Source organism: Lysinibacillus sp. COL-1 (assembly GCF_059814265.1).
In genome coordinates, this window is the sequence record NZ_JCAWSJ010000002.1 from 117519 (window position 1) to 134382 (window position 16864).

The 16864-nt window shown below is 34.1% G+C and carries 27 protein-coding genes; all 27 read right to left on the bottom strand.

What is annotated here, in order from left to right; translation table 11 throughout:
* Positions 1 to 37 precede the first annotated feature (37 nt).
* The 27 genes from AC6BKE_RS00990 to AC6BKE_RS01120 all read right to left on the bottom strand — a co-directional run bounded on the left by AC6BKE_RS00990 (position 38) and on the right by AC6BKE_RS01120 (position 16854).
* Positions 38 to 250 carry a hypothetical protein gene (locus tag AC6BKE_RS00990; protein WP_499855565.1) on the bottom strand — a complete coding sequence of 71 codons (213 nt, stop codon included), beginning with the start codon at positions 248 to 250 and terminating at the stop codon, positions 38 to 40.
* Positions 251 to 301: 51 nt separating this feature from the next.
* On the bottom strand, positions 302 to 754 hold the full coding sequence (locus AC6BKE_RS00995; RefSeq protein WP_499855566.1) for a DUF5348 domain-containing protein: 453 nt from the start codon (positions 752 to 754) through the stop codon (positions 302 to 304).
* Between the two features lie 49 nt (positions 755 to 803).
* A complete protein-coding gene (locus AC6BKE_RS01000; RefSeq protein ID WP_499855567.1) occupies positions 804 to 1076 on the bottom strand; it encodes a hypothetical protein in 273 nt (90 codons plus the stop codon).
* A 145-nt stretch (positions 1077 to 1221) separates the two neighbouring features.
* A complete protein-coding gene (locus AC6BKE_RS01005) occupies positions 1222 to 1596 on the bottom strand; it encodes a hypothetical protein (protein ID WP_499855568.1) in 375 nt (124 codons plus the stop codon).
* A gap of 41 nt (positions 1597 to 1637) precedes the next feature.
* Positions 1638 to 1916, bottom strand: coding sequence for a hypothetical protein (locus AC6BKE_RS01010; protein WP_499855570.1), 279 nt, complete (start codon positions 1914 to 1916; stop codon positions 1638 to 1640).
* Positions 1917 to 2378: 462 nt separating this feature from the next.
* A complete protein-coding gene (locus AC6BKE_RS01015; protein ID WP_499855572.1) occupies positions 2379 to 2687 on the bottom strand; it encodes a hypothetical protein in 309 nt (102 codons plus the stop codon).
* 43 nt (positions 2688 to 2730) lie between these two features.
* Complete coding sequence (locus AC6BKE_RS01020) at positions 2731 to 3435, bottom strand: PD-(D/E)XK nuclease family protein (RefSeq protein ID WP_499855573.1); 705 nt, start codon at positions 3433 to 3435, stop codon at positions 2731 to 2733.
* A 57-nt stretch (positions 3436 to 3492) separates the two neighbouring features.
* Positions 3493 to 4305: a hypothetical protein gene (locus tag AC6BKE_RS01025; RefSeq protein ID WP_499855574.1), complete on the bottom strand. Its 813-nt coding sequence runs from the start codon at positions 4303 to 4305 to the stop codon at positions 3493 to 3495.
* Positions 4306 to 4327: 22 nt separating this feature from the next.
* Positions 4328 to 4765 (bottom strand): hypothetical protein, encoded by a 438-nt coding sequence (locus AC6BKE_RS01030; RefSeq protein WP_499855575.1) that lies wholly within the window; start codon positions 4763 to 4765, stop codon positions 4328 to 4330.
* A gap of 127 nt (positions 4766 to 4892) precedes the next feature.
* Positions 4893 to 5540, bottom strand: a complete 648-nt coding sequence (ssb, locus tag AC6BKE_RS01035) for a single-stranded DNA-binding protein (RefSeq protein ID WP_499855576.1) — start codon at positions 5538 to 5540, stop codon at positions 4893 to 4895.
* Positions 5541 to 5597: 57 nt separating this feature from the next.
* The gene (locus tag AC6BKE_RS01040) at positions 5598 to 6341 is read right to left on the bottom strand and encodes a hypothetical protein (protein ID WP_499855577.1); all 744 of its coding nucleotides are present in this window, start codon (positions 6339 to 6341) and stop codon (positions 5598 to 5600) included.
* Between the two features lies 1 nt (position 6342).
* Entirely contained in the window at positions 6343 to 7635 is a 1293-nt protein-coding gene (locus AC6BKE_RS01045) for an ERF family protein (protein WP_499855578.1), read from the bottom strand.
* Positions 7636 to 8247: 612 nt separating this feature from the next.
* A complete protein-coding gene (locus AC6BKE_RS01050; RefSeq protein WP_499855580.1) occupies positions 8248 to 8454 on the bottom strand; it encodes a hypothetical protein in 207 nt (68 codons plus the stop codon).
* 317 nt (positions 8455 to 8771) lie between these two features.
* On the bottom strand, positions 8772 to 9260 hold the full coding sequence (locus AC6BKE_RS01055; protein WP_499855581.1) for a hypothetical protein: 489 nt from the start codon (positions 9258 to 9260) through the stop codon (positions 8772 to 8774).
* Between the two features lie 21 nt (positions 9261 to 9281).
* Entirely contained in the window at positions 9282 to 9485 is a 204-nt protein-coding gene (locus AC6BKE_RS01060) for a hypothetical protein (protein ID WP_499855582.1), read from the bottom strand.
* 107 nt (positions 9486 to 9592) lie between these two features.
* The gene (locus tag AC6BKE_RS01065; RefSeq protein ID WP_499855583.1) at positions 9593 to 9820 is read right to left on the bottom strand and encodes a hypothetical protein; all 228 of its coding nucleotides are present in this window, start codon (positions 9818 to 9820) and stop codon (positions 9593 to 9595) included.
* A 50-nt stretch (positions 9821 to 9870) separates the two neighbouring features.
* The gene (locus AC6BKE_RS01070; protein ID WP_499855585.1) at positions 9871 to 10140 is read right to left on the bottom strand and encodes a hypothetical protein; all 270 of its coding nucleotides are present in this window, start codon (positions 10138 to 10140) and stop codon (positions 9871 to 9873) included.
* A 277-nt stretch (positions 10141 to 10417) separates the two neighbouring features.
* Positions 10418 to 10891: a hypothetical protein gene (locus AC6BKE_RS01075; RefSeq protein ID WP_499855587.1), complete on the bottom strand. Its 474-nt coding sequence runs from the start codon at positions 10889 to 10891 to the stop codon at positions 10418 to 10420.
* A gap of 33 nt (positions 10892 to 10924) precedes the next feature.
* Positions 10925 to 11908, bottom strand: coding sequence for a DNA adenine methylase (locus AC6BKE_RS01080; RefSeq protein WP_499855589.1), 984 nt, complete (start codon positions 11906 to 11908; stop codon positions 10925 to 10927).
* A 90-nt stretch (positions 11909 to 11998) separates the two neighbouring features.
* Positions 11999 to 12214, bottom strand: a complete 216-nt coding sequence (locus AC6BKE_RS01085) for a hypothetical protein (protein WP_499855590.1) — start codon at positions 12212 to 12214, stop codon at positions 11999 to 12001.
* Positions 12215 to 12245: 31 nt separating this feature from the next.
* Positions 12246 to 12542: a hypothetical protein gene (locus tag AC6BKE_RS01090; RefSeq protein WP_499855591.1), complete on the bottom strand. Its 297-nt coding sequence runs from the start codon at positions 12540 to 12542 to the stop codon at positions 12246 to 12248.
* A gap of 57 nt (positions 12543 to 12599) precedes the next feature.
* Positions 12600 to 12773 carry a hypothetical protein gene (locus AC6BKE_RS01095; protein WP_499855593.1) on the bottom strand — a complete coding sequence of 58 codons (174 nt, stop codon included), beginning with the start codon at positions 12771 to 12773 and terminating at the stop codon, positions 12600 to 12602.
* Positions 12774 to 12825: 52 nt separating this feature from the next.
* Positions 12826 to 13488 carry a hypothetical protein gene (locus tag AC6BKE_RS01100; RefSeq protein WP_499855595.1) on the bottom strand — a complete coding sequence of 221 codons (663 nt, stop codon included), beginning with the start codon at positions 13486 to 13488 and terminating at the stop codon, positions 12826 to 12828.
* Position 13489: 1 nt separating this feature from the next.
* On the bottom strand, positions 13490 to 14377 hold the full coding sequence (locus tag AC6BKE_RS01105) for a DNA cytosine methyltransferase (RefSeq protein WP_499855925.1): 888 nt from the start codon (positions 14375 to 14377) through the stop codon (positions 13490 to 13492).
* Between the two features lie 176 nt (positions 14378 to 14553).
* The gene (locus AC6BKE_RS01110; protein WP_499855597.1) at positions 14554 to 15216 is read right to left on the bottom strand and encodes a hypothetical protein; all 663 of its coding nucleotides are present in this window, start codon (positions 15214 to 15216) and stop codon (positions 14554 to 14556) included.
* Between the two features lie 95 nt (positions 15217 to 15311).
* The gene (locus tag AC6BKE_RS01115; protein ID WP_499855598.1) at positions 15312 to 16022 is read right to left on the bottom strand and encodes a PH domain-containing protein; all 711 of its coding nucleotides are present in this window, start codon (positions 16020 to 16022) and stop codon (positions 15312 to 15314) included.
* A 79-nt stretch (positions 16023 to 16101) separates the two neighbouring features.
* The gene (locus AC6BKE_RS01120; protein ID WP_499855600.1) at positions 16102 to 16854 is read right to left on the bottom strand and encodes a hypothetical protein; all 753 of its coding nucleotides are present in this window, start codon (positions 16852 to 16854) and stop codon (positions 16102 to 16104) included.
* Positions 16855 to 16864 lie beyond the last annotated feature (10 nt).

The window sequence follows — 16864 nt, forward strand, 5'->3', positions numbered from 1 at the left end:
TAGAATGATTAATATCTAAGATATAAAGACAGTATCCTTAGTTTTCATTTTCGATACAGTCCTCTACAATATTTAATTGATAGTTGTCATTGACTTCAGCACATTCCTCATGAGTATAAACTTCTTTACCCATATATATAGCTTTCTTCAATTCTTCTCCCTGTGAACAAAACATACATTTTTTCATAATAATATTCTCCTTAGTTTTTATTTTTACTTTTGCCAAAGTGCTAGACTTCATCATATTCATTTGAAAAACCATTCTCCTGATTGTACAAAGCACAAGCTTAGTTTCTTCCTGTTATCTAACTCGAACAAGCATACCATCTATTCTTATATCTTTACCTAAAGCTGTAGCGTAATAGTTGTCACCATTATGTTCTATCGCTGTATATATCCAGCATTGTTCTTCAAACCTTGTAGTGAGGATTTCACAACTACTACCGCTTGTGAAGTAATACCCACTAGGCAACTCAAATCTCCCTAATGAATTAGCTTTAATACGACCTTCTTCAAGAACCGGTTTTTTCAAATAAGATAATTTTTTTTCAATCTTCTTTAACTCATACGCTAAAGAAAAATATTCATTTCTTAAAAATAATTCATCTACGCTTTCACGATTAAATTCAATATTTTCACATTCATAACCCAAGGAATCTAATAACTCTCTTAAATATCTTTGCAATTTATCAAATTCCTTTTTTACTTCAGGTAATTTTATCAAAGGATTGCTTTTACTCGTATTAGATAGCATATTAATCTCTCCATCTCTTCTATTTTATTTTTAAATATATATTGCGTTTTTAATTTTTTCTCTCAATTTTCGTTAAATATGAACGATTAACAATTACAGCTCCCTGGAACATCTGATGATATTTTTCTAAATTTTTATTGTTGTATTGATCCGGAGAATGATTTAGTTTAAACAATTCATAAAAGGCTTTTGAAATAATTTCGTCATCACTTAAAAGTTCTGCATCTTTAATACCAAAATGCACTTCGTGCCAATCCAATCCCTGGAAGAAAATTAAATAATAGCTTTGAGCTTCAACAACATTATTTTGAGATTTCTTCATTTTTTTCTCCTTTTAAGACTAACAGTCATGCCAACTTGTTTATTAAACATCACCGTTGCCATCATTATCCCAATTTTTTAAATACAAAAAGAAGAGCTGCCATAACAGCTTCTTCCTTTAATACAAACAATTTATTTTAAACAAGCTACCTTTTTCGTGAGCTGAATCGTCTTGTTGTTTTTTTCTTACCAAGCTTTTCAACAAAAGAATCTTCCCAACCTAACGTTCTAAGGTTAGATGCGGATATAGACATCAGCTCCCAAGGATTTTTTCCTTCAAGAACAATGTTTTCCGCTACTCCTTTTAATTCATTAGCTGTAAATGAAAACGAACTGGATTCGAATATATCCCAAACGACTGAATCTGTTTCAATTGGACCGTTTTTTTCTACATAAGCTTTCATTTGGTCCTTCATCACCTTTAAAACAGCTTCAAGGCGCTCTACTTCATTAGCTACTTTTACAGCTTCTTCTACTGATTCGATTTTATTGCCGATTACCGCTTTTACTGTACTTGCCATAATAAAACCCCTCTTTTTAAATATTTTTAAAAAGCTTTCTATTAAACAAGAATTGATTTACTGTAATGACCTTGCCCAATTAATTTGTAAATTTTATTTTTAATTAGGATCAAGATTCTATTCACCTCATTGTCTGAGATTGGTTTTACCTTTTTCTCCTCTAAGAGATAGAACGAACCATTTTCAAAAACCATAGAAAATCTTTTTTTATTTTTATCCTGATACGAAATAAAGGATTTTTCCGAATCCAAACCTTTAATATCTCTTTTGATCTTCCTCGCACCAAAATCTGTTACATTACTTAATATCGCAACTGACATTAAAACCCCAACCTTTCCTTTAATATTTTTTAAACACAAAAAAGCCGATTGTAAATCCCAAGAGGGAACAATCGACTTTTATGTATATTTATCGCAAATAGTTACAAGCAAATTAATATACGAATGTATAAAATAGGGCTGGTGACTACTTGCAGCATAAATAACAAACTTTTAATACTTTGCTTTGAGCAATTCAATGACGAGAAACGTCTACCTACAATTCTCTTTAGTAAGAGATTAAAAAAGGTAATATTATTTATGCCGAATCTTTCTTGTACAACAAGAATTTGACGACTTCCGCTAGAACAGCGACATAGTAAATAATAATATATGTACATTATATCAAAACGTGTAACTAATATCAACACAATGTGTAGTTATTATGGTTTTTCCCAAAAAAACTTCAATAAAAATAGAAAAACGGGTATATGCCGTTTTTCTATTTTTATATTGATTTTGCATCTAGAATGGTAAACCTTTGGGTATTTCCTTATCAAATGGGCTAAATCCTTGAAATGCTTCATAGAGATTCCATTGACTTAACCAATCAACAGAGGATTTTCTAAATATCTCATTATGTTCTTGATTATTATTGGCGGTGAATACTATTTCTTCATAAGTGTATTCTGGATTCGCCGTGATTAAATCTGAGACATTGTATTGCTCGCTTAATTTAGAAGCGCCAACTTTCCACATTTTAATTTTGTTGTTTTTTAAAATGACAGATGCATATATTTTATGTGGAAATTTGTTACACCAATGTATATTCAACAACATCAATCACTCCTATTTTATTTAATTTTCTATCAATCAATTAATACTTACCAAACCGTTGATAGCACTCTAAAGCAAACGGACAGTGTTTACAATTACTTGATGGACAAGCAGGAAAAATTTTCTCGACCTCTTCTGGGACTATAGCATACAGTCCCAACTTCGAATTGATGGAGTTGGCCAGCCCCAAAGCCCACAATCTTGCTTTCTCCATATCCAATAGGTCAAATACATGAGTGCTTGCTTTCCTGAACCTAAGAAAGAATAAAGTGCCCACTACTTCGGATACGTGATATAGTTTATGGATTGCCCATGCATACAAACCTATCTGGTAAGTATCCAGTACGTTATACATCACTCGATTCGTTTTCCAATCGGTGATGAACTTCTCACCCTTTCCAACCAGATCAATGTAGCCGCGTATTCTAGGTGCATTTTCAGAATTATCTAATGGAATCTCGAAGTATACCTCTGTTCTACCCATATTCGGATAGATTTTAGCTCGACTCGCCAAGTCTGAAATATCTTTATATGCGACTGCTGGGTGAAAGTCTGCTTCAATGTATCCATTCAAAACCGCTTCTGAATGCTCCACCCCATTAATCTTATCTTCTATGGTTTTATGAACTGCCTTTCCTAAAGCAAGTGGCAAGGTGATCGGTTCCTCATATCCTTCCACATACTTTTTAAAGAAACGATAAGGGCATTCATTGTATATACTTAATCGTGAAAATGAAAATATCATACTTTTCACCCTTTACTCATCTAGGACTACGCCGATGAATGGCTTATCCTCTACTTTCTAAATCTCTTTCTTTTTACCTTCTAATGGTTCCGTTATAATTCTCAGATTTTCCATTGGTTTCTTCACTCTTTTGCTTCCAAAAGGTGTTTGAACATCTGCCCAAGATTTATCCTTTGCTACCCTTGAGACTGTAGATGTATTCGCAGGGACAGGCTTATTACCCCAATCTGCTTTGAACTGGACAATAGCCCCTTTCATTAAATCGGTAATCATTTCCGTTGTTTCTTTTTCAATATGAGTTTCCCATGCAATAGGCATAAAAAATGTTCCGACCTTTAGTTCTTCCTTAACAAAGACTGCAGCTCCTTTTCCTAGAGATCCAAACAAACCATAGGACTTCCAATCACAAACCTTTTTCTTTGTCCCATCACTTAATTCAATACCACTATTACATGTATAAGGGCTACTAGATACTCCATTACAACTAGGACATCGGAAACCTGTATTTCCAATGCTATTTTTCAATTCTTCTACGGTTGTGAATACTCGAACATCATCTGTTAATTCAGGTTGATTGGCTTCTTGATAGTAGCTCATGTACCAATAGCTTCGGTCATCTTCCCATGCATTCAAAATATCTTTTGCATCCATGCCAGTATTTTCGGCATAATGATTCGCACGATCAATAACCCATTTGAATTTATCACAATATTTATGGAAACAACTTTTGTACCCTTTATCACCATAAGTACCGATTGAAGGATTTTCTAACGGACAACCATTAGGATTAAAACATCCACAACTTCTATTTTTATTACAGTCACTTTCAACTGCTTTTTTTAATTTTTCATAGCCTGGTGTTCCAATCATTATAACTACCCCTTTTTAAATTTTATTTATTAATTAAACTTGATAGGTAATAGAAGGATTTCTTATCTTTAATTTTTAGTGCAATATCAATAGCATTTAATATGTTGATTTTTTCAACCTCTTTTATAGTGTCTTCTATTTCTACACTAGTTAATTCTTGTATAATGTTTAACTTTTCAAAAATAGCAAACAAATGATCATAAAAATTACTACTATCTAACAACTCTTTAATACTTACTCGAATTAAATGAGCCCCTTTACAAAACACAAAATACTGATCAACATTTTCAACAGTACGGGTACTTTTATTAATAATAATTTCTTTGCCCTCAATCGGCATAAAATGATACAAAACACTATCCTTCCAAATAACTAGATGCTCTGTTGCGAATGTTAATTCAATTTTATTTTCAGCAACAAAATTAATAAAAAGAGGTTTCATTTTTTGAATTGTTATCATTTGTAACTCTCCTAACCTTTTAGTTTAAGATTTAAAAAAACAAAGAGGACGGTTATACCGCCCTCTCACTCACTTATTCTACATCTATCTGTTTTTAAAATGGAAGAATTATACACTAAAGTAACGGTCAAAATGGAAGATCATCCTCAGATACTTCTATTGGTCCTTTGCTATTAGCAAAAGGATCTTCATTTACGGGTGAATAATTCGGCTGATTCATAGGTGGTTGATTTTGCTGGTATGCCCCTCCGCCAAACGAACCCTGTCCTGACATTCCACCACTAGTTTGCTGTTGCTGTGGTTGACCTCCCCACTGTTGCTGCGGTTGTCCTCCGTGTTGCTGTGGTTGTCCTCCCCACTGTTGCTGTGGTTGTCCTCCCCACTGTTGCTGTGGTTGACCTCCGTGTTGTGGTTGACCTTGACCATTCCCATTTCCAATACCATTGGCATTGCCTTGCCTTTGATCTAAGAACTGAACAGAGTCAGCAACAATTTCAGTAACATATACTTTCTTTCCATCATTCCCATCGAAATTTCGAGTTTGAATACGACCTGTCACTCCTACTAACGATCCCTTATGAGTGAAGTTGGCAACATTCTCCGCTAATTTATTCCAAACTACAACTGGAATGAAATCCGCATCACGTTCTCCTTGTTGATTTGTGAATGCACGATTTACAGCCATTGTGAAATTTGTTACTGCTTTTCCTTGTGGTGTATATCTAAGCTCCGGCTCTTTTGTTAAACGTCCAATACCATTCCAATTGTTCATCATTTTACATTTCTCCTTTTTGTTCATTTTTTTTTATTTTTTATCATTATTTAATGTGTTTTAACTTCCTATAGCTTGCCTACTGGTGCCATGCCCTTCTTTCTCTTTCATATATAAATAGTGAATAAAAGGTACCTGCAAGATAACTTTTGAGAAATTTAAATCATTTTGAGCCTGACTTACTTTCCATGAAATTCTAGCGACCTTGACGCCTTCTACCGCCCAATCTGCACGTAGAGCTGGTTCTTTTCTATATTCATCCATAATTTTTGAATAACACGAATAAACTTTTGATTTCTCACATCTTTCCTTCAAGTAATTCAAGAGTTCCAGTTGTCTTTCAACCTGGTCTTCTAAATAAGCCATAACCATAAGTTCTGCAAAAAGCTCCGTTAATTGACTATATTCGTATCGTAGCCAGTGCTGATATATAAGATCTCTGTGTTTTTTCATATCATCTTTTCTACCACGAGAAGACTTCCATCCAATACACTCTAATTGGCTTGGATTTAATTGTTCAGCAGGATGCATACTTTTTCTGTTTTTACCGAAATACTTTTCCTTCAATTCAGGATAAGGAACGCCTGATATTCTCGATTCAAAATCGAGAACCCCTCCTTGTTTATTACAAAAGAAGCACCTGTACACTTGATCATGAGTATTGAGTGAAAGATAATATTTACCCCTCTTGTTAGAATCCTCTAGGCAGAAAGGACACTTCCCAAGCGTCTCTTTCTTACCATAAGTTCGAGGATTAATTTCAACACCATGTCTTTCTGCAACTTCTAAAATTTTAGGAAGCATATTAAACACCACCTAATGCTACAAAGAAGTTGAAGCCACTGTCTTTACGAATTGCCATCATAATCTCCTGTCCATCCACAAGATGGTTTGTTACTTCAATGGATTGTTCATCTTGTGCAAAAACAGTTAATTGCTCATTATTGCTCTTTTTAGTAACATGTAATTTCGTGAATGGAATTCCAGTTGGGGTTGAACCACGCTCAACTTTATTTAAGAAAAAGCCTTCAAGATTTTGATGATTAGATTGTTGTTGCGGCTGTTGTGATTGACCTTGTTGAGTTGTATGCTGTGGTTGCTGTTCTGGTTGTGGGTTTCCATTACGAATACTTACAATTTCCACTAAGAAGTAAAAACCATCTTCTTCATAAAAATTAACAGTTATATAACTACCCTGTTGAATTTGCTTAATAGCTTCAACCAATTGATTATTTTCTCTCACTAACAATGATATTTCATCATTACTAGCTGTCCCCGCATAAACTTTGCCAAAAGGCACTCCTTTATGTTCTCCGGTTTCATATCTGTTCAACAAAAACGTATCTTGAACAATACTTTTATTGGCTGATGCATTTCCTTGTTGTTGAGTTTGTTGCGGCTGTTGCGGCTGTTGATCCTGTTTTTTCTCCGCTGAATTAATCCAACCAAGCAACTTTCCTCGAACATTTTTATAGTTATTTGCATAAAGACGATCCAAAGATTTAATGCCCATATTTAGTGATTGAATAATACTATCAGTAGGCACATTTCTTAAACTAGCTACCCGAACAGCGTAATTCATTAGCTCATTCACCTGTTCCTGACTAATATAATTTGGGCTACCATTTTCAACTTTACTTTGGAATGAATCAGGATCGTCTTTGTCTGTTGCAATATTAAATTGCTTTAGAAGGAAATATTTTTCAGCATAAGTAAGAGCTTTACCAACACCTTTTTCTCCCTCAGTGTCTAATCCTTGTGCATAAAACGGCACCGTAATTTCTTCACCAGATTCAACATCTACCCACGTAAACTCCATTTTTAGTTCGGTTACAAGTTTAGAAGTAATTTTAAGATTACCGTATTTATCCTTACTTTCTACATTTGTAATGGTTACTTTAGAATCAATGACATTCGGAAATAAAAGTAACCCTACTTTGTCTAATTCTTCCCTTAAAGCACCTAACACTTGTGAGCTACCAACATATTGATATTGATGACCTTGCTCACCTTTTTGTAGATAAGGAACCGCTTTTCTTACTTGTAGTAATTTTCGATAAAGATTTAACTTTCCGTTTTCTTTTACAACTTCTGTCATATTATTTTCCTCCGTTCAATTAATATTTTTAAAAAGAAAAAGCCGACATTTGTCTTTAAAAAGAACAAATCCATCGACTTCAAAAAACCTTATCAACTAACAAAAGCTATTTTGTGTGGTTGAGTTTATCCACTCCTTCATTTCAAATATTTTGGATACAAAAAAAGCCGATACAATTCTAAATAGAATCAATCGACTTTTTATATATTAACGTGTATAAGTTTATTAGTAGCAGCAATCGCAACCGGATTCTAACAAACTCCACGTAAAATAACATTTACTAAGATACATTATGCTGAAAGCAAATTTCTGACGGTGATCGTCAACCTGACATCCTTTTTTCAAAGAGTAGGAAATGAAATAACTTGTGCCGATTCTCCTTCATCAAAAGAAGGTATAACGACTTTCACAAATGTGACTCAAAGATAATTAATATATTCTGATTATAACAAATGGTGTAACATAGTTCAACATTTTGTGTAGTTTAAAAATATAAAATTTTTAGGAATAGGGAGTAGTACTAATTCTTCTGGAATGTCTATGTTTTATCAAACCTTCCTTTTTTTGAGCTACTATACAATGCAATTGTCATGATTAAATTGTTTTAATTTATTAACACATAACAGCTATAACATTTTTACCTTCGATTCGTGCTTTTTTAATAAACTCTCTATCTTCTTCTGCTAAATCTGTTTTACATTTCGGACAAATAAAAAGGTCAATATATTCTTTGCCATCAATCATATAAAGAACCGTGGTAGTATATTTGACATTTTCTTTGCAGTTTGGACAATACTTTATTAGTGTTTCACCGAACATTTTACTAACCCCTTTGTTTATAATTTAGTTTTTCATCGTTGCCGAATTGTTGAAGAATTTTACTTTGATACTTTTGAAATCTATTAAGAATAAAAATTCCATAACTCATGTTTATTAAAAAGTACATAATGATATAAAAAATAAATAACTTTCCATCGACAGTTAGAACTCCATTACTTACAAGAACTGCCCCGTTGAATAAATACAAAAAGAACGATAGGCTTATAATAATTAATAACAAGAAAGTAAATACGTACTTTTTCCACTTTCTATCAAGTGTATCTAATATAATTTGCATATAATCACCTCAATTCCTTTCAAATATTAAATAAATTCATCTGCTGCCAATGTTCTTTGGGTAATTCTTTAATCGGTTCTAAAGCATACTCACGAATATTCGTAAACCAATGAAGCGGAAAACACCCTCTAACAGCTTTCAGATCCGCATCCGAGTAAAAGTAACATTCATGTTTATTTGCATAACAGCCATAAGTAGCTCGAATATAATATCTCCCTAATGGAACATTGTAGCCAGCTTTTTTCCATATTAGATCCGCTTCATATACTTTACCTACTTCCAGTACCGGTAACGTGTCCGGCTTTTGTGGTTCTAGTAGCCCAGCATCCTCGTCAGTTTTATTCTCCTCAATAATTTCAAAAAGACTCTTTTGGTACAAGCCAAAATGTGAGCCTGACTTTGGGAAGAGACTAGCTTCATAAGCGAAACCACCATGAGGGAATAGATAATAAATTTCCCCCACGATTAAATTTCTTGAACCACCCGAATCAATACATTTCCCTCGCATGTGATGTACCCCCTCCCATCATTACAATGAACAATTTTTAAAATGTTTAATAAAAACTTGTTTGTATTTTTCTATCTTTCTTTCGTTTTCTCCCTGAAATTCTTGCCACTCAGAATAATCTCCAGCTTCTTCTGTAACTGATTCCTCAATCGTATATTCATCTGTATCAAAAAGAAACTCATATGCTGCTATGAAACCTAATTTCTTTAATGTTTCTTCACTCAACTTCGTTGAAACCTCCTTCTGACAAAAAACTTTTATACAAACTCAGCTATTTTTCAAATTATTACGCTCCAATAATTAGCTATATCATTCAAATTGAGCAGTAATTTTTAACTTTTTGGGTTAAAAAGAATTTTCATTGCTTCTAAATTAGTTGGGTCAATCATTGTTGCATTTTTGATAATAGATATAGCTAAATCTAAGGGTAATTTGCTTAAGTAACATTGATAACCAAGTTCTAATGTCCATACCGTACTTTCACTTAGATACTTTTCCTTTTGAATTTCTTCTAATGATTGACCATTATCTCTACGGTTTAAATATTCTTCCATTGTCATAGTCTCTAAAACGCCCCTTTTTTTACATTTCTCTCAAAATAACAAACTGCTTACTCAATAATTTTATGAACTTTACAAATATGAATAAGTAGTTCTTGTAGCGACTGATTAAGTAAACCTCTAAAAGAAGGATCGTTATTATCAGTAGCATGATGGTATAAATCAACAACCCATACCTTATCATTACCGTTATCGTGTAAATCTTGATTTATCTGAACTTCGTATCCTTTATGACTTAATAACGTCAATAAATATTCTAAGTCCATGTCTAAAAAAAGAGAGCCACTTATGATGTTCCTTTTGGTTTTAAAACCGAACATATCAAATCCTCTTTCTTTTACCCATTGTGTTTAATAGTCACCATTTTCTCTTAATATATCTTGTACATCCTCATATAAATCTTCTGGATTGCCTATATTATTAAATTCAATTTCGCACCATCTATCAGCGATTTTCTGGAGTGTTTCTGCTTGTTTAATTAACCATTTCCAATCATTTTCTAGCGATGTACCACCTAGATGATAGCTTGCATCCTTTTTTTTATCGCTGTTAATAGGACTTCGTTGCGTATTGTCATTTCTATCCCATCTCCTTTTTCTAATGCTTTTTTATATTTTTGGGAAACTCATGCCCTAGTCCAATCGGTTTACCTTCTGTAACAGTCATGTTGCAAATGGTATAAGTTTTTTGTTTACGCCAAAGTAATTTCCGAACAAGTTGAACTACAACTCCTACCACTAGATACAGTATCCAAACTGTTATAATGCCTCTGTCGTTTCCTATAAAAGACAGTACCATCAATGCAGCTAGGCCCAAAGTACACATAAAAGCTGTACCTGTAGAAACACTAGCAAAAGTTTCTTTCATCATAAAATATTTACAGACCAGCACGAATCCGAGCATGAAAATAGTTAAGGAAAAAATAATAGCACTAATGGCACTAATTGCTTCCAATTCTGGCTCCTTACTAATTGCAGTTGCACATATATAGATTCCATCAACGCTCACACAAAGCATAATTAGTATTACAACCCATGTACTAGATCGCATCAAATAACTTAAAAAAGCCATGTTATAAATCCTCCTTCATGTTCCAACCATGCATTAAACTGAATACCTACGTCCAACTACAATCGTTTCTGTAGCCGATTCAAACATTTTTGCAGTTACTCTATTGTAATCGTATGTGACAATGATGTTCGCACCACTAGCTCCTTGATACAACAAGTCTAAATGGACACCTAGTTTTCTATGTTCATCTAAGGTCATTGCAATGTTGTATAAGGTAGCACCTTTTATTACGTATGGGGGATCAATGAACAGAACACCATTGCCATCCCAATATGACTCCACCATGAATTCATAAGCATCTTCACAATGCAGTTCGATCTTTTTATACAGTTTGGCGATATACTTAATTTTTTTAATCAAAGTTTTAGGATTCCAACGTGCAAGTAATTGATCCCTACTGCCGTTTTTACCACCGAGCGGATTTGCTTTGCTAATACCGCTATAGGCTAAGCGATTTACAAGTAACGTTGCCCACGCAGCTTCTAGCGTGTTCATTCCTGCAAAATTTTTCTTGATTTGTTGTTGAGCCTTGAAGAAATCTTTATGTGTTGGCTGGTTATGGTTTATTCGATAAATCAACTCTTCAGGCATATACAGCATACTCCACCATAGAGAATACACCCCAAAATCTAAATCGTTTAATACAATCCTTTTCACCACACTAGCGTCCAACATCGCTAATTCAAAGCTACCACCGCCTGAAAATGGCGAATACAGTGTTTCGGCTTTATTTTTGTACAAATGATGATACAAGTAGTCAATCATTTTCGATTTACCGCCAGGATAACGGAATGGTGATAAATTACGTCTTAAATTGCTAATTTTTCTAATTTTTGTCCCTTCTTCTTTTGCTTTATCTTCTAAGATGACTAAGAATTGATCACGCTCAATTCGTGCACCTTCATAAAAATTAAAAGCGTCACAGCAATCACAGAACCATCCATGTGACAATGTATCTAATCGATCGGAATTATTGTAGATTTCGCCACAAAACTCGCATTCTAGTTTATTAGCCATATTAAACACCTACATTGCATATGAGATCCCCTTTCCAATAAAATGAGAAACACTTAATGTTCACTGTTCAGTTTTTAAACCCCCATATAGTCAATTATGGTCTGGAATATTAAGAACTTTAAAATTGTGTCTAAAGGATATTGTCAATTCCATGATTCCATATTTCTCTTGTAAAGCAATCAAATCATCAAGGTTTTCAATCTCAATAAACCATCCCTTTTGTCCTTCAATCTTTTTGGCTTCATCCATAGGTTTTAGCGGTTTTTCATCAAGTAATGTACTATCCTTTGTGACTTCAAAAATCATTATAGTTACTCCTTACATCTTAAAAATATCTTTATATGCTGAAATAGCCTGTTTTTTCTGCGGTATCAATGTATTCTTTATGAGCATCACATCCAACCTCATGAACTTTTAAATATACGTCATATAAATCATTTAGAATGTTTAATGCATCTTGTGGTATACATTCTTCGATAATTTCCTTGTTAGAAGGGGCTTTCCCATTGGCTTTTACATATTCAATTACAAATGACCCAACTTCCACTCGAAATTCTTCGGCGTTTGGTGCAGGTGAAAGGCCACATAACGTTTCAAATTCTTCCAACAGTGAACGTCTATATCTTTTAGCCATATTCATCCACTCCCTTTACTCCACGTAATGTTTCTTATGTTGAACAATACGGTTCGATTACTCCCTTTTTTTACGTTTTGCGCTATTAAATTTAGCTCTAAAACGTTCCAGGACCCATTCTCTTTCGTAATGGTTTTCATCGGCAACGTCAATACAAATTTGTATTACTTCTTCAACAAGTTCATCCATACGCTCCATAGCCTGCTTGTATACCTTTTCGTCCTCCGACAATCTTTTTTTCCTCCTTCCTCAACATAATGTTTCTTCAACTGAACAATATCTTTCAAAGATCCTCAAACGCTTTATATCTAAAATGTATTTTACGATTTATTACTTTGTGTTCTACCCAACCAGTATCCCAATTAGCTTTTAAAGCAGCTGCAAGTTGTGCTTTAGGACTTGAATAATAACATTGACAATGATTCAGTATTTCATTAACAGTGATCCACCTATCAGGGTATCGTTGTAAATATTGTTTTACCTCATCCATCATCAATGTATAGTTACTTTGATAGTTGAAATCTCCCATTTTGTGACCACCAGTGATTGTGTCGTGATAACCGTCTTTAATGAATTTTCGAATATCCACAGTTTTACGATTTAATTTAGCAAACATGCCATAAGGTATTTCAGCATAGCCGCCACAGCTATCCTCTTGAATGACAATCAAGCCGACTCCAACATATTTCAAAAAATTCTCTACTAACCTAGAAAAACCATTTTTTTTCATTGGTACGGCTACAAATACATAATGTCCATGACGTTTAGCGTCAACAGCTTGTTCAATCACTTTGAAATTAAGCGCTTTTTTCATTTCCACGATGATAATATGATTTCCGATGACTCCTACAACATCATAATGAAGTACCTCTGCATATACTTTTTCACAGCCTATCTTCTCTAGCAGAAGCTGTTTTACTGGTTCAAACAAATCCGATTCTTTCACGCTACCACGCTCCTGTCCAAAGAACTCTATCCTTACTGGCAAAATACTCTTTGAGCTGCCCTCCAACCCATATTCCCATATCTACAGGTACAGCATTTCCAATCATTTTATATGCATCGTTATCCGTGCCATCGAACACAAACCAATCAGGAAATCCTTGGAGCCTCGCCCATTCACGAACAGAATAAGGCCGAACATTGACACTATCATTTATAAGCCTTGTAGAACGGTCCTTCCCATAGTGAGCAACACATGTTGGTGCTATGCCATCCAGATCCGTAATGATTGGCTTATCTCTATAGTGACCATCTAAGCGTTTCTGTACATAAGCAGGAGCATATACTTCTGTTCCTACATCAATAATGTCACGCATCTTTACTGGCTTGCTTTCAGGATATTCTAAGTTGTAAAAAGGGCTTTTGGTGCCAATTACAATTAATCGCTTACGCTCCTGCGGAAGCCACATGTTTGCATTAACCGGACATTCTACTCTTACATAGTAATTAGGCAGTTTCGTCATACACTCCATAACTACCTGAAATTTTTTCATACCTGGAACATTTTCGATAACGTAGGCTTCTGGCTGGGCTAGGGCTACATGTCGGAAAAAGTGTAGAAAAAGATCGTCACCTGTGCGTGTTCCATGTATGTCTGCAATGTTGCTGTACCTTGTACAAGGGAAGGTTCCAATGTAAACGTCAGCGTCCTGTTGATCTAATACTGTGATTCTAGTAATATCCGTTTCATTTACCGTGTGCTTGAAATTCTTGCGTAAGGTAGCGCAGGCTTTTTGGTCAATTTCAAATGATTCGATTACATCAATGCCCGCTTCAATCATTCCTAAATCCATTCCGCCAGCACCACTAAAATAACTTTTGGCTGTTATCATCAACACGTCACCCCCTCCTACTTATTTAATTTGTCTATATCAATAGTGTAATATTTTCTAATTGTGTAAGTCAATTATAAACCTATTCATTTTGAGTATTTTTTATCTTTATTTGAATAACAGGTGAAATAAAAAAAGTGCCTAATTCAAGTCGAACTAGGCACTTACTGTATTCATCATTTGTTTTTATTATTTTTATTACGATGAACAACGATAACTACAATCCCCACTAAAACGACTAAAGAACCAACTATTATTAATTTTATTAATACAGGGGATTTTAATTCCTTATCATCTTTTTCTAAAGCAGTTTCTTTTGTTGCTCTAGAAACATCTTGTAATGATGATAATGCCCCTCCTTCTGTTACCCCTGCTTCGGATTTAAACTTAGCAGTAACGTGTAAGCCTTCATTTATTTTAGTTAAACCAAATGTTTTGAATTCCATTAAAGCTGCATCTTTTTTACTTAATTCGTTGTAATAGGTAGAATCGAAGTATTCCAATATTTTATTCGAATTTCCCTTTTCGAAATCGGCATTTTCTAATGTCATATCCGCTATTTCTTCTTTCATCATGGCATAACCTGTGGCTGGATCAATAAGGACCCACATTCTCCCTCCAAAAGCAAACTCATCCCCATTTCTCATATCCTTTAACAAATTGAAAGCTGTTTTGTTTTTATCCGTTGTAGTAACCTTTACTTCCTTTTGTTCGACTACGTTTAATTCCGTTGATGTTGTTGCCGCAGCAGCGCTATTAGTTGTGATTCCTTCAAAAAATAAAAATGTGGCCATAGATAAAAATACGATGTTTGCCCATAACGTTTTTTTAATGCTCATTCCCTTATCTCCTTTTCTTATCCTAAATTAGAACTCGTTTTGTTAACTCTGGCTTTAAGAGTAATAAAAAGGGATTCCTAACCAGGGAGCCCTTACTATTCTTCTGGCAGCTCGGAATAACTTGTAGGTGCATTGGCTATAAAAATGCTTTCGAAATTGTCATTAGCATACATATCTTTTTTATTTAGCATCCACTGATCTGCAAAGTTCGTAATCTCTTGAAAAACAGTTGATGGCGAGCTGTCTACATTTCTTCCAGCTACAAATGAATTAAATGCCATGTTCAAAGTCTTTTCAGACGAATCCAAGTATTGAATGTTCTGCTTCTGTTTCTGACCAACCGATACCAGTGTCTTGTATAGTGCTTTTAAGTTATCCAAATGATCCCTATGAATATCTATGGAGAACTCAATTTCAGATGGCTTTTGTATTAAAGCCATTTTCAAAGGAGGATGCTTGTCATATTCCTTTGGCTTTAATTCAGATACTGACTTGATCGTAATCTTAATCTCTGCGTCAATATCATTCGAGCCGGCTGTTTCTAAGTAGACCTGCTCAATAATAAAGGAATGATAATCATAACGATGCAACACATTCCTTTTACTTTCAGAACTTGTTCCATCTACATGAATAAGAGCACGATTCGTAAAGCAATACTCGTCAGTTTTAGTCTTGATTAAATAATGAATCTGCTCGAACTGATCCAATATATAATTACTTGCTTCTGCTTTACGTAGATCCTCCCCCAATATAAACACGCCAATTTTCGACAAACCAAAAACACTAGCACCAAATTTTTTTAGCATAAAATAGATACCTCCCCAATGTTTTACCAATTCCTCCAAAAGAAAGCTCCTACATCAAGTAGGAGCCTTCAATCTAAAATTAAATTCGTACTGAAATGTCCATTTTCTTTTTCTGTGTGAAAAACAAAACAGTTAGAATAGCAGCAAGCGTCATAAGCAAGATAGCTAAACTAATAATCGTATAACTCAAGAAAATCGTCCACAGGTTGGCTACAAGAAAACGTAGCATTACTGGCATGATAGAAACGATTGCTAACAAAATATATATATTCAATGCTAGTCCTTTTCGTTTCTTGTAAAGCTCATCTCGCTTATCCAATTCAAACATCATATTCTTTTGTACCGCATCAAATAATTCTTCTGGATTACCTCCGCGTTCGTAACTTATTTTCAGATTTTGATGAAACTGTTCTAACGAAGGAAATTTATATTTATTAAAATGCTCCGTTTTTAATTCCGCTTCATTCTCCAAACCTTCGATTACGATTTCGACATCCCGCTTAATAAATTTATCTGTTAATGTAGGCAATGTTGAGTTAAGCGAATAAAGGACGTTTTCGCCTGTTTGAAGAAAAAACTTCATGTTAGTTACGTATTTTAACAGATTACTTAATTGTTCTTGATACTGATTTAGTTTCTTTGTTTGATAAGAGAAACAGTAGAAAAAGAATGCCAATCCTACAATTCCTACAAAAACACTAATTACCTTATTCTCTGAAATAGTATAGAAATAGAGAAAAACACCACCGAACAATACAACAAATAATATGATAAGCTCTATTGGACTATAAATTTCAATTACATTTTTGATAAAACCCCGAATTTTATTCATCTTATTTTCC